25 protein-coding genes and 2 pseudogenes are annotated in these 21,367 nt (G+C 70.3%); 16 read left to right on the forward strand and 11 right to left on the reverse strand.

Annotation, left to right across the window (positions count from 1 at the left end):
• Window positions 1–171: 171 nt before the first annotated feature.
• On the reverse strand, window positions 172–1,086 hold the full coding sequence (locus tag ACJ6WD_RS40230) for a histone protein (protein ID WP_407617713.1): 915 nt from the start codon (window positions 1,084–1,086) through the stop codon (window positions 172–174).
• A gap of 261 nt (window positions 1,087–1,347) precedes the next feature.
• Window positions 1,348–2,508 carry a glutathione-independent formaldehyde dehydrogenase gene (locus ACJ6WD_RS40235; RefSeq protein WP_233660130.1) on the reverse strand — a complete coding sequence of 387 codons (1,161 nt, stop codon included), beginning with the start codon at window positions 2,506–2,508 and terminating at the stop codon, window positions 1,348–1,350.
• Between the two features lie 361 nt (window positions 2,509–2,869).
• On the opposite strand from ACJ6WD_RS40235, the gene ACJ6WD_RS40240 reads away from it, so the two are divergent.
• From ACJ6WD_RS40240 to ACJ6WD_RS40265, 6 genes are all read left to right on the forward strand, one after another.
• Window positions 2,870–3,904, forward strand: coding sequence for an acyl-CoA dehydrogenase family protein (locus ACJ6WD_RS40240; RefSeq protein WP_233660129.1), 1,035 nt, complete (start codon window positions 2,870–2,872; stop codon window positions 3,902–3,904).
• Window positions 3,901–4,668 (forward strand): PIG-L deacetylase family protein, encoded by a 768-nt coding sequence (locus ACJ6WD_RS40245; RefSeq protein WP_233660128.1) that lies wholly within the window; start codon window positions 3,901–3,903, stop codon window positions 4,666–4,668. The genes ACJ6WD_RS40240 and ACJ6WD_RS40245 overlap by 4 nt, the downstream gene beginning before the upstream one ends.
• Window positions 4,665–5,282 (forward strand): SAM-dependent methyltransferase, encoded by a 618-nt coding sequence (locus tag ACJ6WD_RS40250; RefSeq protein ID WP_233660127.1) that lies wholly within the window; start codon window positions 4,665–4,667, stop codon window positions 5,280–5,282. The genes ACJ6WD_RS40245 and ACJ6WD_RS40250 overlap by 4 nt, the downstream gene beginning before the upstream one ends.
• Window positions 5,279–6,055 carry a glycosyltransferase gene (locus tag ACJ6WD_RS40255; RefSeq protein WP_407617714.1) on the forward strand — a complete coding sequence of 259 codons (777 nt, stop codon included), beginning with the start codon at window positions 5,279–5,281 and terminating at the stop codon, window positions 6,053–6,055. Before ACJ6WD_RS40250 ends, ACJ6WD_RS40255 begins: the two co-directional genes overlap by 4 nt.
• A gap of 377 nt (window positions 6,056–6,432) precedes the next feature.
• A complete protein-coding gene (locus ACJ6WD_RS40260; RefSeq protein WP_233660125.1) occupies window positions 6,433–6,996 on the forward strand; it encodes a type 1 glutamine amidotransferase domain-containing protein in 564 nt (187 codons plus the stop codon).
• A gap of 446 nt (window positions 6,997–7,442) precedes the next feature.
• Window positions 7,443–7,952 carry an N-acetyltransferase gene (locus ACJ6WD_RS40265; protein ID WP_233660124.1) on the forward strand — a complete coding sequence of 170 codons (510 nt, stop codon included), beginning with the start codon at window positions 7,443–7,445 and terminating at the stop codon, window positions 7,950–7,952.
• Between the two features lie 201 nt (window positions 7,953–8,153).
• On the opposite strand, the gene ACJ6WD_RS40270 is transcribed toward ACJ6WD_RS40265, so the two are convergent.
• On the reverse strand, window positions 8,154–8,528 hold the full coding sequence (locus ACJ6WD_RS40270) for a DUF6328 family protein (protein ID WP_376553077.1): 375 nt from the start codon (window positions 8,526–8,528) through the stop codon (window positions 8,154–8,156).
• A 217-nt stretch (window positions 8,529–8,745) separates the two neighbouring features.
• On the opposite strand from ACJ6WD_RS40270, the gene ACJ6WD_RS40275 reads away from it, so the two are divergent.
• On the forward strand, window positions 8,746–8,931 hold the full coding sequence (locus ACJ6WD_RS40275) for a hypothetical protein (protein WP_233660122.1): 186 nt from the start codon (window positions 8,746–8,748) through the stop codon (window positions 8,929–8,931).
• 1,206 nt (window positions 8,932–10,137) lie between these two features.
• Window positions 10,138–10,344: pseudogene (locus ACJ6WD_RS40280) on the forward strand (transposase); the annotation flags it as partial.
• A gap of 24 nt (window positions 10,345–10,368) precedes the next feature.
• On the opposite strand, the gene ACJ6WD_RS40285 reads toward ACJ6WD_RS40280, so the two are convergent.
• The gene (locus tag ACJ6WD_RS40285; protein WP_267953163.1) at window positions 10,369–10,761 is read right to left on the reverse strand and encodes a nuclear transport factor 2 family protein; all 393 of its coding nucleotides are present in this window, start codon (window positions 10,759–10,761) and stop codon (window positions 10,369–10,371) included.
• 660 nt (window positions 10,762–11,421) lie between these two features.
• Here ACJ6WD_RS40285 and ACJ6WD_RS40290 point away from each other — a divergent pair.
• Window positions 11,422–11,649, forward strand: coding sequence for a DUF6458 family protein (locus ACJ6WD_RS40290; protein ID WP_233660133.1), 228 nt, complete (start codon window positions 11,422–11,424; stop codon window positions 11,647–11,649).
• A 31-nt stretch (window positions 11,650–11,680) separates the two neighbouring features.
• Window positions 11,681–12,108 (forward strand): annotated as a pseudogene (locus ACJ6WD_RS40295) (hypothetical protein); the annotation flags it as partial.
• 242 nt (window positions 12,109–12,350) lie between these two features.
• Here the strand turns inward: ACJ6WD_RS40295 and ACJ6WD_RS40300 are convergent.
• A complete protein-coding gene (locus ACJ6WD_RS40300) occupies window positions 12,351–12,905 on the reverse strand; it encodes a TetR/AcrR family transcriptional regulator (RefSeq protein ID WP_407617715.1) in 555 nt (184 codons plus the stop codon).
• A 103-nt stretch (window positions 12,906–13,008) separates the two neighbouring features.
• Between ACJ6WD_RS40300 and ACJ6WD_RS40305 the strand changes: the two genes are divergently transcribed.
• Entirely contained in the window at window positions 13,009–13,932 is a 924-nt protein-coding gene (locus tag ACJ6WD_RS40305) for an NmrA family NAD(P)-binding protein (protein ID WP_407617716.1), read from the forward strand.
• Between the two features lie 164 nt (window positions 13,933–14,096).
• Here ACJ6WD_RS40305 and ACJ6WD_RS40310 read toward each other — a convergent pair whose 3' ends face one another.
• The gene (locus tag ACJ6WD_RS40310) at window positions 14,097–14,537 is read right to left on the reverse strand and encodes a VOC family protein (protein ID WP_407617717.1); all 441 of its coding nucleotides are present in this window, start codon (window positions 14,535–14,537) and stop codon (window positions 14,097–14,099) included.
• Window positions 14,538–14,639: 102 nt separating this feature from the next.
• On the opposite strand from ACJ6WD_RS40310, the gene ACJ6WD_RS40315 reads away from it, so the two are divergent.
• Window positions 14,640–15,503: a helix-turn-helix transcriptional regulator gene (locus ACJ6WD_RS40315; RefSeq protein WP_407617718.1), complete on the forward strand. Its 864-nt coding sequence runs from the start codon at window positions 14,640–14,642 to the stop codon at window positions 15,501–15,503.
• A 49-nt stretch (window positions 15,504–15,552) separates the two neighbouring features.
• Here the strand turns inward: ACJ6WD_RS40315 and ACJ6WD_RS40320 are convergent, their stop codons facing one another.
• The 5 genes from ACJ6WD_RS40320 to ACJ6WD_RS40340 form a co-directional block, all read right to left on the reverse strand.
• Window positions 15,553–15,684, reverse strand: coding sequence for a hypothetical protein (locus ACJ6WD_RS40320; RefSeq protein ID WP_267953162.1), 132 nt, complete (start codon window positions 15,682–15,684; stop codon window positions 15,553–15,555).
• Window positions 15,685–15,693: 9 nt separating this feature from the next.
• On the reverse strand, window positions 15,694–16,356 hold the full coding sequence (locus ACJ6WD_RS40325) for a hypothetical protein (protein WP_407617719.1): 663 nt from the start codon (window positions 16,354–16,356) through the stop codon (window positions 15,694–15,696).
• Window positions 16,357–16,548: 192 nt separating this feature from the next.
• A complete protein-coding gene (locus tag ACJ6WD_RS40330) occupies window positions 16,549–17,058 on the reverse strand; it encodes a hypothetical protein (RefSeq protein WP_331249454.1) in 510 nt (169 codons plus the stop codon).
• A 221-nt stretch (window positions 17,059–17,279) separates the two neighbouring features.
• A complete protein-coding gene (locus ACJ6WD_RS40335; RefSeq protein WP_233660115.1) occupies window positions 17,280–17,840 on the reverse strand; it encodes a hemerythrin domain-containing protein in 561 nt (186 codons plus the stop codon).
• A gap of 360 nt (window positions 17,841–18,200) precedes the next feature.
• Window positions 18,201–18,569 carry a low affinity iron permease family protein gene (locus ACJ6WD_RS40340; RefSeq protein ID WP_233660114.1) on the reverse strand — a complete coding sequence of 123 codons (369 nt, stop codon included), beginning with the start codon at window positions 18,567–18,569 and terminating at the stop codon, window positions 18,201–18,203.
• Window positions 18,570–19,283: 714 nt separating this feature from the next.
• On the opposite strand from ACJ6WD_RS40340, the gene ACJ6WD_RS40345 reads away from it, so the two are divergent.
• The 4 genes from ACJ6WD_RS40345 to ACJ6WD_RS40360 all read left to right on the forward strand — a co-directional run bounded on the left by ACJ6WD_RS40345 (window position 19,284) and on the right by ACJ6WD_RS40360 (window position 21,354).
• Window positions 19,284–19,487, forward strand: coding sequence for a hypothetical protein (locus ACJ6WD_RS40345; protein ID WP_233660113.1), 204 nt, complete (start codon window positions 19,284–19,286; stop codon window positions 19,485–19,487).
• 790 nt (window positions 19,488–20,277) lie between these two features.
• Window positions 20,278–20,730 (forward strand): hypothetical protein, encoded by a 453-nt coding sequence (locus ACJ6WD_RS40350; protein WP_331249453.1) that lies wholly within the window; start codon window positions 20,278–20,280, stop codon window positions 20,728–20,730.
• Window positions 20,727–21,011 (forward strand): monovalent cation/H+ antiporter complex subunit F, encoded by a 285-nt coding sequence (locus ACJ6WD_RS40355; RefSeq protein WP_376553058.1) that lies wholly within the window; start codon window positions 20,727–20,729, stop codon window positions 21,009–21,011. Before ACJ6WD_RS40350 ends, ACJ6WD_RS40355 begins: the two co-directional genes overlap by 4 nt.
• A gap of 46 nt (window positions 21,012–21,057) precedes the next feature.
• A complete protein-coding gene (locus ACJ6WD_RS40360; protein WP_233660110.1) occupies window positions 21,058–21,354 on the forward strand; it encodes a monovalent cation/H(+) antiporter subunit G in 297 nt (98 codons plus the stop codon).
• The last annotated feature ends 13 nt before the right edge of the window (window positions 21,355–21,367 follow it).

Raw genomic sequence — 21,367 nt, forward strand, 5'->3', positions numbered from 1 at the left:
CGAGCCTCCGTTGTCGGCGACGTCGGAGAGTTGATCCGTGACGTCGGTCAGCTTGTCACCGGCCCGTTCGGCGAGGTCCCCCGCCCAGGCCGTCACGAAATCACCGAGTTCGCCGCGCAACCGATCGAGCTCCGCCTTCGCTTCTTCCTGTACGTCCTTGGCCATGATCGGCTACCTCCGACGTCCCGCACGCGACGGTGCTTTTGCAGTGCTCTTCCGGGAAGACGATGCAGTCTTCTTCGCCGTGGACTGCTTGGCAGGCGCTTTCTTCGCCGTTGACTTCTTGGCCGGGGCCTTCTTGGCCGGGGCCTTCTTCGCAGGGGATTTCTTCGCCGCTGCTTTCTTGGCCGGAGCCCTCTTCGCCGCGGTCTTCTTCGCTGGGGCCTTCTTCGCCGGAGCCTTCTTCGCCGTCGCGGGCCTGGTCTTCTTGGCGGCGGGCTTCGACTTCTCACCGGCGGAGGAACTCCGCGACGTAGAACGGGACTTGCTCGTACCGCTGCCACTGCGGCTCGCCTTCCGCCGCTCCGTGCTCGGCTCCGGCTCTTCCGCACCCGATGCCCGCTTCCGGGCGCTCGGCGTGCGTCGTTCCGTCTTCGGCTGCGCCGTGCCGCGGGACGTGCGCCGTCGCGACCGCTCCCGTTTGCGCGCCGCCGCTCGCTCCTCTTGTTCTCCTTCCTCTTCTCCCTCCTCCTCTTCGCCTTCCTCCTCCTCTTCCTCCTCTTCCTCCTCGCCTTCCTCGTACTCGTCGCTCTCCTCGCCCTCGTCGTAATCGGCTTCCTCTTCGGAGGGCTCCTCCTCTTCGGTGAGGGCCAGCGTGCGGTCGTGCAGGGTGTCCGCGAGCGTCGCGATGCCGCGGGTCGCCGCCGCCGAGACCGCACGGCGTCCGGCCTCCACGACCTCTCCGCGCAATTGCTCGCTGAGTTCGGCAACCTGCGGAATCTCACCGAGTTGACGGGCGCCCTCCGTCAGCAGCCGCCGCGGATCGAGTCCGAGTTCGCGCCCCGCCAGGGTGGACATCAAACTCAGTGCGAAGCGGCCCTTCTTGGTACGGCCCAGCACGTAACCGCCGGCCAACGCGGCGGCCACGAGGGTCTTGGTCCCACTGTCCATCGGTACGTCACCTTCTCTGTGCATACGGCCCGGCACCTCGGCCGGCAGTCCCCATGCCTTGTTCCGGCGCGCTACCTGCGGGGGGCTCTCCCGATGGCCTTCGCATCCAGACGGCTCGGCCACCGCGCTGGACTGCGGCGGCGAGGCTCTGCCGTCGAAGCAGCGCGGTGTGCACCAGGAGACGTCGGAAAACCTCCAAGCGGCCGGGCAGTCCGTGGGCGGCCCGGCCGGGCGGCGTCAGCCGGCTCCGCCGGGGTGGAGGACGACCTTCGTCCATCCGTCGTCGCGGGCGTCGAAGTGCTCGTAGGCGCTGGGGGCTTCGTCGAGATTCAGCTCGTGGGAGACGAGGAAACTGGGTTCGGCCTTGCCGTGGGCGATCAGGTCGCGCAGGGCTCGGTTGTAGCGTTTGACGGGTGCCTGTCCGGTGCCGAGCCGCTGCCCCTTGAACCACAGCAGGCCGAAGTCGATAGGGACCTTTCCCTGCGCTTCGAGTTCTCCCTGTGCTTCCTTGCCCCCGGGGTCCTCGGGGAGGAAGATGCCCACCACGCCGAGGTCTCCGGTGAAGCGGACGGCGTCGATCAGTCCGTTCATGGCGAGGCTGGCGTCCTCGTGCCCTTGTGGGTCGTGTGCCTGGTATCCCACGCACTCGCAGCCGTTGTCGGCGCCCATCCCGTGGGTGGCGTCCTTGACGACCTCGACCGGGTTCTCCTCTCTCATGTCGATGGGGACGGCGCCGATTTCCTCGGCGACCCGCAGTCGATCGGGGTGGTGGTCGGCCACCCAGACACGGCCCGCGCCCTTGAGGAGCGCCGAGTACGCCGCCATCAGGCCGACGGGGCCAGCGCCGTAGACGAGTGTCTGGTCGCCGGGCTTGACGTTGGCCATCTCGGTCGCGTGGTAGCCGGTCGGGAAGATGTCGGCCAGCATCACGTAGTCCACCTGCCGCTCCGCCGCGTCCTCGCCCAGCCGCAGGGCGTTGAAGTCGCCGTACGGGACGCGCAGCAGTTCGGCCTGACCGCCCTGGTAGGGCCCCATCTCGGCGAACCCGTAGGCGGCTCCGGCCATACCGGATTTCGGCTGCATGGTCAGGCAGTAGTTGGTGTAGCCGCGCTCGCACTGCTCGCAGAAACCGCAGGCGATGTTGAACGGCAACACCACGTAGTCGCCGACCTTGACCTTGCTCACCGCCGGTCCGACCTCGACCACGGTGCCCAGGTTCTCGTGCCCGAGCGTGCGGCCGGTCTCGAACGAGGTGCGCCCCTCGTACATGTGCAGGTCGGAGCCGCAGATGTTGGTGGAGGTGATCTTGACGATGATGTCGCTGGGGTGCTCGATCCTCGGGTCCGGTACGTCCTTGACCGTGACCTTCCGCGGGCCCTCGTATACCGCTGCCTTCATGATCGTTCCTCCGTCGCCGCCGGACGCGTTCGGCAACTGGCCATCGAGCGGCGGCGGTGAGACGGTACGTTCCCGGTGGGACTGACGTGGCAACTGGCCAGCAGGGAGGCCACCTCGGGCATGCCCCTTCAACGTTGGCACGCGCGCCCGGCCCGCTCAACCGCTCACCGTCCCGACTGCGGCCGGTAACCCCCTCAAGGCACGTTCGACCAGCCAGCAGACCGCCACCACGTACCGTTCCGCCGCGCTTCCCGAGGGCACGCCAGTGGCCGCGGACCGGGCGTCCGCACGAAATGCGGAAAACAGGCCCGACGCAGCAAACTGCTGAGAGAGCGCGTGCCCACGGCTGAGAGGAGCCGTCGTGGAACCTCCTCCCGCATCCCCCGTCGACGTCGGCACGGGTTACGACACCGCGCCTGGCCCGGCGGACCCGCAGGATGCGTCCCGGGCCACCGCCGAGCGTTTCGCCGCGCTCGTGGACGCCGGGTCGCTGCGGCTGCCCCTGCCCGGCGCCGGCCGGACCCGGGAGCGCTTTCACGCCCTGTGCCGCCTCGGCCGCCACGACCTGTGCGTCGCCCGCCTCGCGGAGGGACACGTCGACGCCGTGGCGATCCTGGCGGAACTGGGTGGGCCCAAGGTGAAGCCGGGCGAACGGTGGGGCGTGTGGGCGGCGCACCCACCGGGCCCGGGGCTGAAGGCGGTCGGGAGGAGCGCTGACTGGCGGCTGACCGGCGTCAAACCGTACTGCTCGGGCGCCCGCATCTGCACCCACGCGTTGGTCACGGCTGACACCGCGCAGGGCCGGCGCCTCTTCGCCGTGCCGGTCGGTGACCGTGGTGTGCTCGCGATGCCCGGTACCTGGCAGGCGGTGGGCATGGCCGGCAGCGACTCGCTCGACGTGACGTTCCACGACGTGCCGGCGGAACCCGTCGGCGACGTGGGCGGTTACGTGCGACGGCCGGGCTTCCAGCACGGTGGCATCGGCGTCGCGGCGTGTTGGTTGGGAGGCGCTCAGGCGGTGACGGCCACCTTGGTGACCGAGTCCGGGCGCCGGGGTCTCGACGAGCACGCCGCCGCGCACCTGGGACGGGCCGACGTGCTCCTGCACACGGCCGAGGTCCTCCTCGGTCACGCCGCGGACGAGATCGACGGCGATCCGGACGATCGGCACGGCGGTGCGCGGGTACGCAGCCTGCGGGTCCGGGGCCTGGTGGAACTGGTCTGCACCGAGGTCCTGCAACACGTCGGCAGGGCGACGGGGGCCGGACCGCTGTGTCGGGACGCCGCGCACGCCCGGGCCGTGGCGGACCTCACCGTCTACCTGCGGCAGCACCACGCGGAACGCGACTACGCGGTACTCGGCAACCTGCTGGCCGGCGACGGGAGAACGCCATGACGAGCATCTACCGGAGAGCCGCCGCCGATGCCATCGACGCCCCCGGCACACCGGAAGGCATCTGGGCGTCCTGGTACGGCCCCCGGCACCTTCCGACCGTCCCACCGCCGGACGGGCCGGTCGTGGTGGTCGCGGCCCACCCCGACGACGAGGTGTTGGGCTTCGGCGGGAGCCTGGCCCTGCTGGCGTCCAGTGACGCAGAGGTGCACCTCGTGTCCGTCACGGACGGGGAGGGCTCCCACCCCCGCAGCACCCTGATCACCGCGGACGAGCTGGCCCACCGGCGCCATCGCGAACTCCTGGGCGCCCTTGAGCTGTTGGGACTCCCGCAGGCGCGTGTGGAGCGGTTGGGGATCCCGGACACCCAGGTGGAGCGCCATCGGTCGACGGTGTCACGGGCCGTCGCCGACCTGCTGCGGGAGGTCAACGCCGCCCGGTGCGTGGCGCCTTGGGTGGGCGACCTGCACTGCGACCACGAGGCCGCGGGCCGGGCTGCCGCGGACGCCTGCCGCGCCACCGGCGTACCGCTGTGGATGTATCCGGTGTGGATGTGGCACTGGGCCCGGCCGGCGGACCCCCGCGTGCCGTGGCACCTGGCCGCGCACCTGCCGCTGCCGACGGAGGCGACGGAGCTGAAATCGCTCGCCGTCGCGCAGTTCGTCAGCCAGATCCACCCGCTGGGGGACGGCGAGGAGAACGCCGCGATCCTGCCGCCGTCGGAGGTCGCCCACCACCTCAGGTCGTACGAGGTGGTGTTCCGGTGAACACGCCGGCCGCCTACTTCGCCGCCCAGTACGCCGCCGCGAGCGACCCGTGGCAGCTCACCCGACGCTGGTACGAACGCCGCAAGTACGCCCTCACCCTCGCCGCACTCCCGCGTCCCCGCTACCGCGCGGCCTTCGAGCCCGGTTGTTCGGTGGGGGTGCTCACCCGTCACCTCGCGCGGCGCTGCGACAGACTGCTCGCCGCCGACGCCGTCCCGCATGCCGCCGCCACCGCGACGGCCCGCACCCGCGACCTTCCCCATGTCGAGGTGCGTTGCCTGGCCGTCCCGGGTCAGTGGCCCGCGGGCGCCTTCGACCTCGTGGTGTTGTCGGAGCTGCTCTACTACTTCGACGACGCGACGCTGTGGGCCGTCCTCGACCGCACCGTCGGCAGTCTCGCACCGGGCGGCACGGTGGTCACCGCGCACTGGAACCACCGGGTGCCCGAGCACCTGCGCACCGGGACCGAACTCGCCGCCGAACTGGCCGCCGTGCCGGAGCTGTCCCTGCTGTGTGACGTGCGGGACGCCGACTTCACCTTGCAGACCTTCGCGCGCAGGCACCGGGACGGCAGTCTCCCCCACTCCCCCGCCGTGGCCGAGGGACTGGTGTGAACACCTGGCACGCGGGATGGCCGTCGGCCCTCGCCGTGGTCGTCCCCGCGCACAACGAGGCGGCGGAACTCCCGGCCGCGCTCGGCTCCCTACGACGTGCCGCCGACCATCCCCAACTGGTCGGGCTCCCCCTGGCGCTGGTGGTCGTGGCGGATGCCTGCGACGACGCCACGGCCGCCGTCGCCACCGCGTGGGGCGCGTCGGTCGTGGACATCCGTTCCCGCAACGTGGGGGCGGCCCGCGCGGCCGGCGTCGCCCGGGCGCTGGAGGTGCTGGGGACGGCGGGTGAGCGGGCCTGGATCGTGACCACCGACGCCGACACCCTCGTACCGCCCAGATGGCTGGCCCATCACCTGCACCACGCACGACAGGGTTGGCACGGCGTCGTCGGTACGGTGCGGCTGCGCCGCGGCCTGGAGCTGAGCGCCCGCGCCGTGGCCCGCGCACAGGCGCGGTACCTCGCCGGCCGTCCCGTCCCGCCACTGCCCTGGGGGCATCCGCACGTCCACGGCGCCAACCTCGGGGTCGGGGCCGTGCCCTACCAGGCGGCCGGCGGCTTCCCCGCGCTCACCCACGGCGAGGACCGCGCCCTGGTCGCCGCCCTCGACCGGCTCGGTCACCAGGTGCTGCGCACCGATGCCTGTCCGGTACGGACGTCGGGACGTCTGGACCCCCGGGCCCCGCACGGCTTCGGCGCCGCCCTGCGGTGCCTGCTGGAGGAACCGGCCGGAACGTCCGAGTCACCGCCCTGGAGCGGGGCTCCGCGTGCGTGACGCCATCGCCATGCCTGCGATGTCGGAGCGGGTACCCGCCGCGCCCGCCCCGGAGGACGTTCGCGGGCCGCTCCGGTACATCGTTCGCCCTCCCCACTGGCGCCGCCGCACGATGCAGCCGGGTCGTGCCGCGTGCGCGCGGTCACCCTGCGTCCCGGGCCCGCGCGCTTCCCCGGGATGCAGCGGTTGACAGCAGCGTGCGGCATGGGAGGGTGGAAAGGGGCCCGCGGTGTCCGTCGTGCGCAGGCAGAGGTGCCTGGGTGAGGCAGTGGGAGCACCCGTGCCCACTACGCCAGTGCGCGCCCGGACGTCTCGTTCGGCAGGCTCGGCAGGGCGCCCGCGCTGACATGCCCTGACCGGCCGAAAGGCGGCGCACCATGACTCAGGAACTCACGGGGATGCGGATCGCGATCCTGGCGACCGACGGCGTGGAGCGGGTGGAGGTCGAGCAGCCCCGCGGCGCCCTGACCAGCGCCGGCGCGAAGACCGAGCTCCTTGCTCTGCACGCGGGCGAAATCCAGGCACGCCAGTCCGACCTCGATGCGGCGGGCACGCTCACCGTCGACCGCGAGATTGCCGACGCTTCCGCGGAAGAGTACGACGCCCTGCTGTTGCCCGGCGGCACCATGAACCCCGACCAGCTGCGCACCGACCACCAAGCGGTCGAGTTCGTCCGGAAGTTCGTGACCAGCGGGAAGCCGGTCGCCACGATCTGCCACGGCCCGTGGACCCTGGCCGAAGCCGACGTGCTGCGCGGTCGCCGTCTGACGTCCTGGCCGAGTATCCGCACCGATCTGCGCAACGCGGGCGCCGAGGTCGTCGACGAAGAGGTCGTCATCGACCGGCAGTTGATCTCCAGTCGCAGCCCCGCCGACTTGCCGGCGTTCTGCGCCGCCATCGTTGAGCAGTTCTCCCGCGCTCACCACCCCGTGCCCAGTTGAGGGCCCGGTGGCGCCGCGGGAGAGCACGGTCGAACTGCACGCGCACACCGAAATCGAGGTGCGGGCCGGGGGCACCGAGGGCCCTGTGCCGTGCGGGTAATCGACCGACTCCGGAACTCGGACCTGCCCTGGTGCAGGAGTTGGCACCCAGCCACTGCCTGCGCGCCGCGCGCCGGGGCGTCCGCCGGGCGACAGAACCGACCCGGCCGGCTTCGCACACAACCGGCACTGGGTGAAGTTCGGGCACGACAGTCAGCCCCGCCAGGCACACCGCGGCCAGCGCACCGCCGAAGCGGCGGGCAACAGGCGCGACGGTCGAACACCGGGCCCGGACAGGAACCCACCTCGCCGGCCGGCCGAAGATTGAACGATCTCGTCGACGGCTCGGTACCGTCCAGTTCGAAATTCCGTGGACCAGCCGTCTCCTGCACTGCTGGGATGAGGGCATGAACTTCCCTCGCACCCACGGATCGGAAGTGGTCCTACCGATCGCCATCCGCGACTTGACACCCTCCGACCTGCCATCCTGCACCTGGTCCGGGTCTGCCACGCATCTCCGGCAAGTGGCCAAGGAGTTGGAGCGTGCAGCGGTCGGCGAGGTCGACTACCTGGCGGCCTGCACTCCGGTCGATCTTCCCGTGGCGATCGGCGGCGTCGACTACCGCATCACCTCCGGCGCAGGCACCCTGTGGCAATTGGCGGTGATTCCGGCATTGCAGTCGCACGGCATCGGCACGCTGCTGATCCTCGCCGCGGAAGGTCGCATGCGGGCGCGCGGGGTACGGCGTGCCGAGCTCGGCGTCGAGGAGAGCAACCCGCGGGCGCGCTCGCTTTACGAGCGGCTCGGTTACGTGGCCTACGACCGGCAGCCCGACGCTTGGGACGAGGAAGCCCCCGACGGTTCCATCCACCGGTACGAGACCATGTGCACGCTGATGCGCAAGGACTTGTTGTAGGAAGGAATTCGGCCTGGCGGGGAGCTGGCGGCATCCGTCTTCTCGCTCACAGTCGTCGTGCTCGGGGCGCGCTGACGGTGTTCACTCACCGCGCACCCATCGCTCGGCGCTACAGGCGAAGGAGCGGCAACAGGCGGCGGCGACCGCCGAGTCACGCCGGGCTGAGGTAGCCACGTGCAGCGCCAGTGTGGCCCCCACGGGTCACCCCAAGCAGGACGAGCCCGAGCGTGACCGACTTGGTTCCCGCACTGCGAGTTCGGGCATCATCTGGTGTCCGACCAAGAAGCGGTGGAAGGCCACCGGCGCGATCGGCGTACCGGTCGCCAGCGCGCCGAGGACCACCGTGACCTGATACAGCGTCCGATCTGCCGGACTGATCTGGGTGTACCGCGGGGTGAACACGATGCCGATCAGGAACCCGAGCAGGATCTGCGCTCCGGTCTGCGTGACGCGAACCTCCCGCAGTACCTCGTTCCACTCACAGTCCGCCTTCTCCCCGGTCCCCTCCCGCTTCGCCTCATCACTGCCGCTCTCCGTTCGCTCCTTCCCGGGTGTGGCCGCCCGCCAGAGGTCCATGTTGGCAATCCCCAGTGATGCTCCGGAGAGACAGGCCGGTCGCAGGCCTGCCAAGACCCCAGCAGCGGCCCGCCCGGCGCGTGGCGCGCCGGGGCGGGCCGGGCACCGCATTGGTGCTGCCCGTGCCCCCAGAAGGGCTCACCCCTGGTGGCTCGGGCGGATGCGCCGGGCGGATGCGGGTGCCAGGGTGGACGGACCGAGGAAAGGGACGATTGCTGTGCGCACGCCTGAAGAAGACAGGGACGACCCGCGGGACGACGAGCTGGCGCGGGAACGGTCCGCCAAGCAGCGGAACATCACCGCCCCGACCCCGCCAGATGTGCGGGCCAAAGGCGAGGACGACGAGGACGAGGACGACGGCGAGCAGCCCGAGCCACCGACGGCCGACACCCGGGCACCATGAGACTCAAGGCAGCGGGGTGTCACCGGTGGCGTCTGCCGCCCGGCGCAAGCCGCGGGCCCGCCCACGCGACGCCACGCTCACCTGCAGCCCCCGCCCCGCACTGGCGCCGCACCCGACCGCCGCGAGGAGGGGCAGTTCCACAGGCGGCTTGCGAAGTCGCAACCACCTTGCGAGTAAGCCCAGTTGACGGGCGCACTGACGCGGCCAGTGAAAGGTGCGGACACCCGGGAGGTTCTGGTCGCGGCGGAGCATCCCCGCAGACAGACCCCTGACCACCCCAAGGCGGTTTTCCTGCGGCGCGGGCCCGTTCGGCAGCCAGCAGGGCGCGACAGCACTGTTCGAGCTTGCCCCGCTGATCGCAGCGGCAGGGGCACGTCGAGGAAGCGCCCCTGCCGCTCAGCGGTCGATGGGGAGGTAGGGCTGGCGCCTATAGCCGCCACCCACCAGCAACGGGTTGCCGGCTAGTCACGCCCCCGCAGCAGCGCCCCCGACGGTTCGCCACCACCTGCGACGACGACCCGCGGTGGTACGCGCGGCAATGCGAGGCAGCCTCCGTCACGCCGACCGCCGCCTGCCCTGCGGCGCGTGCCGCCCGTCCACCACGCCGCCACTGTCGCCTGCCACGAGTGCGTCGGCGCTCTGCTCGAAGGGTCAGGTCGCCGGTAGCGCCACGACCACCCGGCCGGCGCGATCAGACCTTCCTGTGGGCCGACTCTGGGGTGGGTGTCCGATCAGCCGCGGTGACAGGATCTGGGTCGGGGCGAATCCGTTGCGAGCCACCGATTCAGCCTGTCGTGATCAGATGCCTGCAACCGCTGCGATGCCAGGCACCGCCGGGTCCGGAGGGCAGCCAGGTCCCCGGTCGGACGCACCCGCATCCCCCCGATTGACGGATGCATTCAATTTACACACATAGCACAAAGGGTCTAAAATGACACACCAGCAACCGCTCCCGGGATGAGCCGGAGGGAGCATCCGGACGGCAGAGCCATGTGGGGACGATGGTTCTGCCGTTCTCGTTTTGGAACTGCCCCGATACGGGGGAAGCAGGGCCTCCCATGTCTCTGGTGCGCGGGAGGCCCTTGCTGGTGCCGGTCGTCTTCACACGTCACGGAGAGGGGAACTCACGCCCCTCGCTGCCCGGTCGGCGGCGGTGCCCGCTTGCGGCCTTGGTCTCGCATGGACTGCTCCCGCACGTGCTGAGCCCCGCACCGCCGCGAGCGCGGCCAGGACGGACTTCCCGCTTGGAAGGAGGAGCACAACGCCTCCCACCGCAAAGTCCGAGCCCGTGTCGAGCACGTCTTCGCCCGCATGAAGACCTGGAAGATCCTGCGCGACTACCGCCTGAAGGGCGACGGAGCCCACCATGCCGTGCTCGGCATTGCCCGCCCGCACAATGCCATCCTCACCGGCGAGAACCAGGTGAGATGTGCTTGGTTAGCCGGGCCTGGTCATCCCGCTCAAGGGAGTTCGGCGTGGCGACACCTTGCGATGACTGATCCGCCAGCCGTCAGCGGTGCGCACGACGGTGTCGTCGTAGGAGACGGAACCGCAGGAGCCGTCCGCCTTGACGCCCAGACCCTTGGATCGGACCTGCACCAGACCGTCTGCCGACGCCATGACGACGACGTTGGTGACGTGATGCGCGACGGGGTTGGCGGCTCCCAGCGCCCAGGCCGCTTCTCGGATGGCCGCCACTCCGGACAGCGGCGCCTGACCGAAGTCGGTGAGGTCGTAGACCACATCGGAGGTGAACAACTCCTCCAACCGGTCAAAGCTCCCGTCGTCAACAAGGTGTCCGTGCAACGAGACAAGTTCGGTGATGGCCAAGCGATCTTCAAGAGCGAGCGACACACGCGTCCTCTCCGGCCCGACGAGGGAGCGCCAGGCCGAGCATCGATCCGTCGACAGGACAGCACCCCACCGCTCAACGCGTTCGGCCGCGTCTGGCAGGAACAGTGCCGTGCACGTCGTGATCGTCCCTTACCGACGGTCAGCCTGCCACCGACTTCTCCACCTGCGCCCTGCCACCGTCAGCCGAAGCACGGTTTCGGGACAGCCCCCAGGGCCGAAGGGAGGAGGACTCCTCTGCGCCGTTGTGGACATGACGCAGCACTGAGAAATCCTCACGAAGTGACTTCCGGGATGGCTGGATTGCTTCAAGACCGGTGTTCTGGAGGGAGGGAGAGGCCGCCCTCGGCCGAAGCTGCGAGAAGCTCTGAACCGTGGAGCAATGCCAGATTCAGATCATCTTCTCCCGCGTGCGTCCACGCTCGGCATATGCGTGAGCTGTTCGATGGAGTAGGTCCGGTCGACGCCTGGTGTGTAGCAGCCTCTCTGGCCGAATTCGCACGCGACCAGCACAACGTCCGGCCGGCGCCGGGGCTGGCCGCGCTCGCCCCGCACGGTGTGGAACATGGGCGGGGCATCCTCGGGTATGCGGAGTGCCAGCACACAATTGCCCCCAACGTGGAGAGAGAGGCAGTCACCATGGGTGTCGGTGGATGCATAGTCCTGCTGGCTGTGGGCGCGATCCTCACCTTCGCCGTGGACTGGGACATGCCGGGAATGAACGTCCACCTGGTGGGCGTCATCCTGATGATCGTCGGCTTCATCGGCATTTTGACCTACGTGAGCATCTTCAAGCGGCGGCGCACCCAGCCGCCGTCGCCCGCCGCCCCCGTGGTCGACGTGGAGGAGACCCGGCGCTACCGCTAGGGGCCTTCGTTTAGGCCCGCGTTGCCGCGGGTTGGGAAGGCGCGCCCGTGCTCAGCGTAGTGAACGCCGACGGCACCACCGCCACGGCTCCTCTCTGATCGAGGAGATCGTCCGCGAGGGCGCACGAAGGATGCCGACCGCCGCGCTAGAGGCCGAAGTCAACGCATATATAGCCGAGTTGGCTGATCAGCGAGATGAGAGGGGCCACTGCCTGGTCGTCCGTAACGGCTACCGCCGGCCGCGGAAGGTCACCACCGCGGCCGGGGCGGTCGAGGTGAAGGCCCCGCGGTGAACGACAAGCGGGTGGTCGAGGCCACGGGCGAGCGCAAGCGGTTCTCCTCCGCGATCCTGCCGCCGTGGTGCCGCAAGTCGCCGAAGACCGACCAAGGTCACCCGCGGCGCCGGCTCCAGGACCGCGGCCCTGGCCATGGTCTTCAAACTCGTCGAGTCCGCCCGGCAACGGTGGCGGGCCGCGAACGCACCCCACCTCGTCCCCCTCGTCCGCGCCGGAGCCCGCTTCGAACGTGGCGTGCTCGTCGAACGATCCGACGGGCACGCCGCCTGGCCTGCCGCCGACGGAGCCGGTCAGGGTCCTGTCCGGTTGAACATGGCCGACGGACGCTGCGAGCGCGTTGCTTCACTGGTGAGTGCGCCGTGAAGGGTGTGGGCCCGTTCTCGGTTCTGCCGGTTGCGTGCGTTGTTCAGCTCTGCGGACTCAGTCCCGCCACGGCCAGCCGGAACAGCCGGTCCGCCTGGGCGGCGGGGTCGGGGTGGTGCTCGGTGGCCAGGACGATGCCGACGATCAACGTGATCAGGTCGGCGACGGTGACGCCTGTCGCCAGTGCGCCGTCCTGCACGGCGCGGCGCAGCAGAGGGCCTGCCGCCTCTTCCAGTGCCGCCGAGCAGCTGTTCTCGTGCACCGGGCCGCCGTAGGCCAGTGCGGCCGCCAGCCCCCGGGCGGAGACGGAGTAGGCGACGACGTCATCAAGCCATTCCAGGAGCGCGTTCCGGCTGTCGTCCTTGCCGGTCAGCTCATGGGCGCGGACGCACAGGGCCTCGATCCGTTTGCGGGAGACCGCCTCCAACAATGCGCGGCGCGTGGGGAAGTGTCGGCGCACGGTTGCTGAGCCGACCCCCGCGGTGCGGGCGATCTGCTCCAGGGAGGCGTCGGCACCATGGGCAGCGACCTCCTCCTCGGCCACGGCGAGGATGCGCGTGTAGTTGCGGCGGGCGTCCGCACGCCGGCTCTCAGGCATGGCATCACCTCCAGGATTGATAAGTGGCGGGCCCCGCCGTATCGTACCGAAGCAGAAACGGCGGGCCCCGCCGTTTAGTCGGCGAGTAACCCGAGGACGCGCCATGCCCACAGATCCCGCACCCGTCCTGGTCACCGGCGCTACCGGCAGGCAGGGCGGAGCCACCGCCCGCGCACTGCTCGCGGCGGGCGTTCCCGTCCGCGCCCTGGTGCGCGACGCCGCCACCGACCGGGCCAAGACCGTCGAGGCGTTCGGCGCCGAACTGATCACCGGCGACCTCCACGACCGCGATTCCGTGATCCGAGCCGCCGAGGGCGCCCGCGCCGTCTTCTCCGTTCAGATGCCCGGCGTCACCGCGGAAGGCTTCGATTTCGAAGGGGAGATGGCCCAGGGCGTCAACCTCATCGAAGGCGCGAAGGCCGCCGGAGTGCGGCAGTTCGTGCACACGTCCGTCACCGGCGCCGGCCAGCACACCGAAACTCCTGGCTGGGCCGAAGGCCGCTGGGCTTCGATGGAACCCGCCCTGGGCGCCAAGACCGCGATCCAGGACCGGGTCCGCGCGGCCGGCTTCCCCCACTGGGCCCTCCTCAAGCCGGGCTTCTTCATGGAGAACTTCCTGCCGTCCATGGCGTTCTTGTTCCCGCGCGGCATCGAGGGCGGCCTGGTGAGCGTCCTGAACCCCGAGACGCGACTGTCCCTGGTCGCGGTGGACGACATCGGCAGGGCAGCCGCCGCGGCCATCACCGCGCCGGAGCGATTCGGCGGGGTCGAACTGGAGTTGGCGAGCGACTACCTGTCGATGACGGAGATCGCCGAGGTCCTCTCACGCGCCCTGGGCACGCAACTGTCCGCGCCGGACATGACCGAGGAGGAGGCCCTCGCCGCCGGAATGCCGGCGATGGGCGCCACCCACGAGTGGCTGAACGTGACCGGCCAGCCGGGCCGCCCGCAGTACGCGAGGGACCTCGGCATCCCACTCACCAGCTTCGAGGAATGGACGCAGCAGCACATGCGGCCCACCGCCTGATCCGGCCGCAGGTCCCGCCTGGTCCGTCACACGAGGGCCAGGTCCCCTCCGGCTACGACGCCACCCATCCACCACGAACACAGCGCTGATTCCCACGCAGACCGTCCACGGAATTTGACAATTCCTCGCGTCCTGGGGCCCGGTAAAGTCTGCGCGGTTCGGCATTATGCCCGTGCCTTCCGGCTGGAGATCCACGTGCCGGGGTCGCTGAGCTCGATGATGGTGCCGACGTTGTCGGTGACGAAGGCGATGCGCTGGCCGGTTGCCGGTATCTCCATGGGGCCGCCGATCAGCGGCACATCGAGTTCGAGCAGCCGGGACACCGCCGCGTCGAGATCTGCTACAGCGAGGCAGAAGTGGTGCAGGCGCGACGTGACCATGCTCGTGAGGACGTTGTCGGTCGGCGCTCCGCCACGGTCCGACGCGCCCGCGAGGAGCTCAATCCTGACGTCACCAGCAGTGAGGAAGACGAACGTCGTGCCGTGGACCTCGAACCGCTGCTCGACAGTGAAACCGAGATTGCGCGAGTACCACGCGATGGTGGCGTCGAGGTCCTCTTGCGTAACGGTGATGCCCACGTGGTCGTGGGAGAACGTGAAGGTCATGTCCGAAGAATCTTCGGCCGCCGGGCCGGTAACCAGACAGAGGAATTCGGTAGGAAAACCGCTACCACCTTCGGGTCGGCGCCGGGTGCGACAATCAGTCTCATGACCGCTGACATCGCGAAACTCGGCCCGATGTTGCGCACCTGGCGCGGCCGTGTCTCGCCGGACACGGCGGGACTGCCCAGCGGTCGCAGGCGCCGGGTCACGGGACTGCGCCGGGAAGACCTCGCCGAGCTCGCCGGGATCTCGGTCGACTATGTGGTCCGCCTGGAGCAGGGACGCCATGTGACCCCGTCCGCGCAGGTGACCGCAGCGCTGGCCCGCGCCCTGCAGCTCACCGACGCCGAGCGGGACCATCTCTACAGGCTGGCCGGGCTTGCCCCTCCGGCCGGCGGGGAGATATCGGACCACATCCCGCCCGGCCTGCACCGCGTGCTTAACCGGCTCGGCGACTCCGCAGCCGCCGTGTTCGCCGCGGACTGGCAGCTCATCTGGTGGAACCGTTTCTGGGCGGCGTTGCTGGGCGACCCGTCCTCAACGCCGTCGGCGCTGCGTAACTTCGCTCGCGACACCTTCCCGGCCGACGGGGCCGCCCCCTGCCTGTCGCACTGGCCGGTGACCTCGCTCAGCCAGCCGGAGGTCGAGGCCTCCGTCGTGTCCGACCTGCGCCGCGCCGCGGGGCGATTCCCGGACAGCGACCGCCTGGCCAGCCTGATCCGGGACCTCACGACGGTCAGCCCGCGCTTCGCCGAACTGTGGGCCTCCGGCGTGGTCGGCGCGCACCGGGAAAACCACAAGATCGTCCAGCACCCGGTGACCGGGCCGATCGCGGTGGACTGCGACGTCCTGACCGACGGCGACGCGGGACGCAAGATCGTCGTTCTCACCGCAGCCCCCGATACCGAGGACGAAACCAAGTTCCGCCTGGCGGTGGTATCGGGCATTTCCCACTCCGCTCACGCCTGAGCGGAACAACCCGGTAATCAGGTTGCATGCGCAGGACTGTGATCGTTGATCAGGGCGGTTGCAAGTCCAGGCCGGTTGCGGTGGGGCAGCCGGTGATCGCGTCGGGCTGGTGCCGGACCTGCTTGAGGCAGCTACGGACGAGGTGTTCGGGGCCGGTGATGCCCGCGAGCAGAAGGTTCACGACGCCGCGCTAGAGCAGGCTCCAAATGCCGTCAACAGCGTCAGGCTCGGGCGCTGGGCGGTAAGGTGCTAACAAGCCCGTCAAACCGCCGATCCGCAGACTGGAGTCGGACAGCCAGGTGGCCACCATCTCGTCGCGGGCGGTGTTCAGCAGCTCCGGCCGTGCCCCCTCCAGGAGCATCTTGGGATGCCTGCGACTTACGCGGTGCCGGGGAGCCAGCGGGTTCTTCGGCACCGAGGTCATCACATGTCCCGAGAGCGCCCGGTCCCGGTCCGCCTGAGTAGGCAACTCGCTTACTTCCAATGCAACTCGAAGCTCGGGGTTCACGCCGAGGCCGCACTGGTGCAGGTAGAAGCCCCTCAGGCACGACGCCGCGATCTGCAGGGCCGAGGCGCCGTAGGGACGCTTCGGCGGCTTACGCCACGGCTCGCCGAACGGCGTCGCGACCCTTGCCCCCACTGCCCCCGTGTAGCGGAACAGGTCCCGGATCGACACGGCCTCGATCGTCAGAGACTCACGTGCCCGCCACCGCAGTTGATCGACCAGGAAGTACGCGTACGTCTTCTGCGTGCCCCGCCCGTCGTACCCGCGGAGGAAGCTGTCGGCCTCCTCGTCGACCGATCCGTCAGGCCAGACGATCGTGTACGACCACCCGCCACCGGCTCGCTTCATCGGCTGGACGCGAATGAATGTCCCCGGGAACCATCCCGCTTCGCACCAGTTCCGCCCGCAGCACCCGCCCCCAGGCACAACGCCGCAGCGCGCACCGCAGGGCCGGGCGGTCGGCTCACCCGGCCGGCGAACAGCGCGGGGGACGCCGCGCAGGGGCAGTTGCCCGTTTCGGATTGCCGCCCGGACTTGGGTTCACGCAGCCTCGGCACCTGTCACAGTCAACCGCTCCACGAGCTCGCTTCGGTGCAGGGCGGCGACGGGTTCGAGGAGGTCGGGGTGGCGCAGTAGGACCGCGGCCTGGACTTCGTGGGTGCCTGGGTCGGTGAGTCGTCGCAGGACGCCGGTCTCGGTGTGGTGCTCGGTTGCGGCCAGCGCTTGGTGGGCATGCGCGGCCAGGGCGGGGTCGGCCAGCAGGCAGGCGGCCCAGCTGACGACCGTCTCGTCGACCCAGCTGCGCCAGGCCGTGTCGTCAGGGCGGGGGGCGATGCTGGTGAGCCCGTCGAGCCGGTTCGCTCCGCCGGGGCCGAGTAGGTCCAAGAGCTGGACGTCCAAGTCGGTGGGATAGCGCAGAGCGGCGGCGAGAACGGCGGCCTGGTGTGCCTGGCTCTCGGCCAGGGCGCGGCTGAAGGCACCGGCCGGGGGCGGGTAGGCGTTCAGGAGCCAGCGGGTGCAGGCGGCTATGACTGGTGTCAGGTCGGGCACGGATCGATCCCTCGGGAAGGTGCTCGCCGATGGCCGGTGGCCGACAGCGCGAGCCTCAGGTGCGAGGCCGCGCTGCCCCGCCGGTGGCCGACCAGTGTAGGCGGCCGCCTGCCGCCCACGGAATGACCCGTATCACGCTGCCCGATCGGGCACTGGGGCCGGAACGGCCGCGAACGGACCGGCCCCAGTCTTGGAAGTCACCTGCCGCAGGCCCGGTGGGGTCAGGACTTGCCGCGGCCGCTGACGAAGTCGCGGGCCCGGTCGACCAGGCCGGCACCCGGGGCGAGCAGCTTGCTGGCCATCGGGGAGTCGGGGGCGGCGGGATGCGGGCGGGTGGGCGCCATGGATTTGGCTCGGCGGATCTTGTCCCCGAGGTCGTCGAGCTGCTCCGTGGTACATGCCTGGCGCAGCATCGGGAACAGGCTGTTCTCCTCGTCCTGGACGTGGGCGGCGACCTCGTCCATGAGCCGCTGCAGCACCTTGCTCATCTGCGCGTCGGCGATGTCCATCTGCTCCAGCTGCTTGAGGATCTCCTCGACCCGGCCATGGTCGGCGATCTCCTTGTCCGCGAGCCGGTCACCGCCCTGGATGTGCTCACGGACCGCCGGGTACAGGTACTGCTCCTCGGCCACCGAGTGGCGCACCAGCTCGATCGTCACCTCGTCGACCACATCGCGCAGCTGCTGGCCGCCGGCGGTCATGGCCTGGATCCGGGCGAACATCTCCTCCACCTCGCGGTGGTCAGCCATCAGCTCGTCGATCACGTTTCCGCCGTGCCCCATCGTCGCCTCCAGGTCTGTGCGGGCGGGTCTCTCCCGTCCCAACGGGAAGGGGTTCCCCCAGACCCAGCCGGCGTCCGGCGCCGCAGCGGACTGTCACCCGACCGGTTGGCGACCGCACCCGGACACCGGGAAGCCTCGGCCCTGGCCGGGCGCCGCCGCGTCGCGGCGTCCTGGCGGCATGAGCAGAAACTTCACCGTGATCACTCCAGATCTCTCCGCCCGGGGGCCGTAGCGCTACCAAGAACGGGCCATCTACGTCTTCACGGCCCTGGCCCAGCGTGTGACAGTGCGGTGGGCCGCTCCGCTGTTTGACCCTGGCGACTGTGCCCCCGCGACGGCGCGCAGAGTCCGCGATGCTGGCTAGGTCTCCTCCTCCATGCGGATCACCTTCTTGAGGTCCTCCGCCGCTTGACCACTTTGATCTTCGACGGACTCCAGGAGCGCAGCGGCCAAGGCATCGAGTTTGCGTTGGATCGCGTGTTCGGCACGCAGCTCGGAGTTTTTCAGCAGTGCCAGGAGCAGCAGGGTCACCGCGGTCATGAGGTCGCCTGCTAGCAGTTGCACGGCCAAAGACAGGTGGGCAAGGTGGACGGCGATGAAAAAGGCGACCAAGACAAGGCAGAACGTGAAGAAGAGCGGCGAACTGGTCAAGTTCGAGGCTCTCTCGGCGAGTTCGGCGAACCGGCCCCGTTCGCTGCCGCCGCGGTCGACCGGGTGTTGAAGGGACATGTGTCCTGGATACTGGACGGCCTGCATAGGCGGCCGCAGCCATGCCGTCAGCGGGCAGCATTTCCGGCTTCCCAGCGCAGCGGCGGCAGACGACGAAGTCCACGGGGGACCTCGCATGCCCTGGCATCCGTCATCCTGATGCCCGCTCCCCCAGCCGGAGCACTCCACCTCCCCAGGGCCTCGACCTGGGGTCCGTCGCGGCGCAGGGCAGTTCAGCCCCGGTGATGCGCTCGTCGAGCCGACCGATGAGGTCGTCCAGGTCAGTGAGTTCGATGGGAGACACTGCTGCCTCCTGCGTAGTGGGTGATGATCATCTTTGGCGGGCACGGCGCAGGGCATTGGTATCCAGTGCGGGTGACGGTCCGCGAACCTGCGTCCGTGAGGGGCACACCCTGGGCCGCGGCCTCGCAGATCACCCGCACGTGTACGGGGATGGCACAACGTCAGGGGCAGCTGCCACTCACACGGTCGTGGGAATGCACTGGCCGGGCAGGGCGCTGATGGTGCACGCCCGCACGCGTCCAGCCGGCCGGGCTCCCGGTTTGGCCGTCGCCTGTCGTGTTCGGTCGTCTTTCCGCGTCTCCGGGAGCAACGAGGAATTGCTGGAATGGTGCCGGCGGTCGTCTGCATCGGATGCCGCGGCGCTGCCGCCGGAGGACCGGTCCTGCCGACTAGACGGCGTCGTCCACCGGAGCCAGCGCGCAAACTGGAGGTGTGAAGTACGCGCCTCTCATCGTGCACCCGCTGCAGGAGGGTGGACGGCTGATGACGATCCTCGGTGAGCCCGTCGGTGTCGCCCGGTCTCTACGCGATGTCGAGGACGTGCTAAGGCGAGCTGGGCTCAACCCGGACGAGATGACCATGGACGAGCCGGACCTGATTGAGTGGCGCGGCGGTGGCCCAGACGTGTGGGCCTAGGCGCACCGCCAGCGACCCTCGACACTTCCCCTGCCGGGGTCCATCCGCCGGTCGGCGTCTTTATTGGAGACCACGCTGCTAACGCCGAGGACGTCAGCCGAGCCGAAGAACTGCCAGGTCGCTCGCTCTGGATGGAGCGCCGCTCCGTGGCCGGCACACCGTCGTCCCGCGGCTCGCCCTGCCCAGGATCCGGCCGCCGGCCCCTGGCCGGGGGCCCCGCAGTGGGTCCGGCTGCCGCGCCCGGGCGGCCGCGGACCTGTTGCTACCGGACCTCGTGGAATTGGTGGTCGCTGCCGGTCGCCCCTTGAGCCCGACTCTCGACCCGCAGCCTGGTGGAGACCGGCGCCCGGCTCGCCCTAGCCTGCGAGCAGACCGGATAGACGCCGTAGTACCTCGTCGCGGAGCCCCTGCTCTCCCTCGCAAGAGGTGAGCATTCCGTCCCTCGGACAGACTGGGCTGTCCTCAGCCCGCGCCGGAGTGGAGCGCGTGGGGGAGCCCCGGCCCCCGTGATGGGACGCAATCCGGCCGGGCGCTACTTCGCTTCCAGGCCATCCCCCTCGCCGGTGCCGCTGCCACCGCAACTCCCGCCGTCCGCAGGCTCCGTCGCTCCGCGCCTCCTCTTGCTTTCCGACGCCCGCTGGAGCCCGCCGGGCTTGCGGACCGCTGCCGCCGCCGTCGGAGCCGTCGGATTGGCCACGGCACCGTGTTGGGCCGGGCGGGTGGCCCTGGTCGTGCCGTCCGCCCTGGCGAGCCGCGGTGGACCATGCTCACAGGTGACGGGAGGTGGGAGATGCTCGCTCCGCTCGAGATCGTGGTGTGGTGGGCGGTGCTGACCGGGCTGACGGTGGTGTTCATCAGCTCCGTGTCGCCCGTCGAGATGCTGGTGGCTGTCCTTGCCGCGCTGGGCGGGGCGGTCGCGGCCCGCAGGATGCGCCTGGCCGCCGGCGGCCGCGTCCGAGGATGCCGTGGCGCGCCGCGCGCGCTCCTTGCGCTGCCGGGTTCGGTCGTGCGCGGGCTGGCCACGCTGGTCAGCGCCGTCGCGACCGACCCGGCAGGCGGGATCGTGCGGCGCGTGCGGCTGCGGCCTGGGGCCTCCGCCGGCTGGGCCGGCACGCTGCTCGGCGCCTCGCCGGAGACCTGCGTGATCGACGTTCCGGGCGACGGCGAGGTTCTTGTCCATGCCCTGCGTGTCGGTGTGGGGCCGGTCGAGGAGGCTGTGGCCCGGGCGGACGACGCGCGATGAACGCCTGGACGGCGGCGGCTCTGATCCTGCTCACGGTTCCGACGCCGGGGTGCCTGTGGGTGGCGGCACGGGGCAGCGCGGTGCGCCGCCTGATCGGGGCGTCGCTGCTGTCGGGGGTGGTCGGCGCGGTGTTCCTGCTGCTGCCCCAGGTCTACGGGCGATCCTCCTACCAGGACCTCGCGTTGATGCTGGCCGTCCTGGCACCTGCCGGCACTCTCGTCTTCACCCGCTTCGTCTCCGGGCAACGGCACGAAATGCGCGGTTCCACGCCCGGGGGCTGACGACCGCCCGGCCAGCTGCGACACATCGTGCGGGAAGGAGCAAGGATTGACGCCGCATCACGTGATTGTGCTGGTGCTGCTGTGGTCCGGTGTGGGCTGCATGCTGCTGTCCGCGGTCGCGGTGTTGCGGCTGCGCGGCAGCCTGATGCGGTTGCACGCGCTGGCCCCGGCGTCCGTCGCCGGGGTGCCGCTGATCGCCGCTTCGGTGGCTGTGGAGCAAGGGGCGGGCCGGGCGGCGGCCAAGACGCTGTTCATCGGTCTGCTCTTCGCCGTGGGGGGAACGGTCACCACGATCGCCATCGGCCGCGCCACCCGCCAGACCGAAGAAGGGGGCAGGGCGTGAACCAGTGGCTGAT

Origin of the sequence: Streptomyces sp. VTCC 41912, assembly GCF_045799175.1 — a bacterium.
In the GTDB taxonomy this organism is placed as follows: domain Bacteria; phylum Actinomycetota; class Actinomycetes; order Streptomycetales; family Streptomycetaceae; genus Streptomyces; species Streptomyces albulus_C.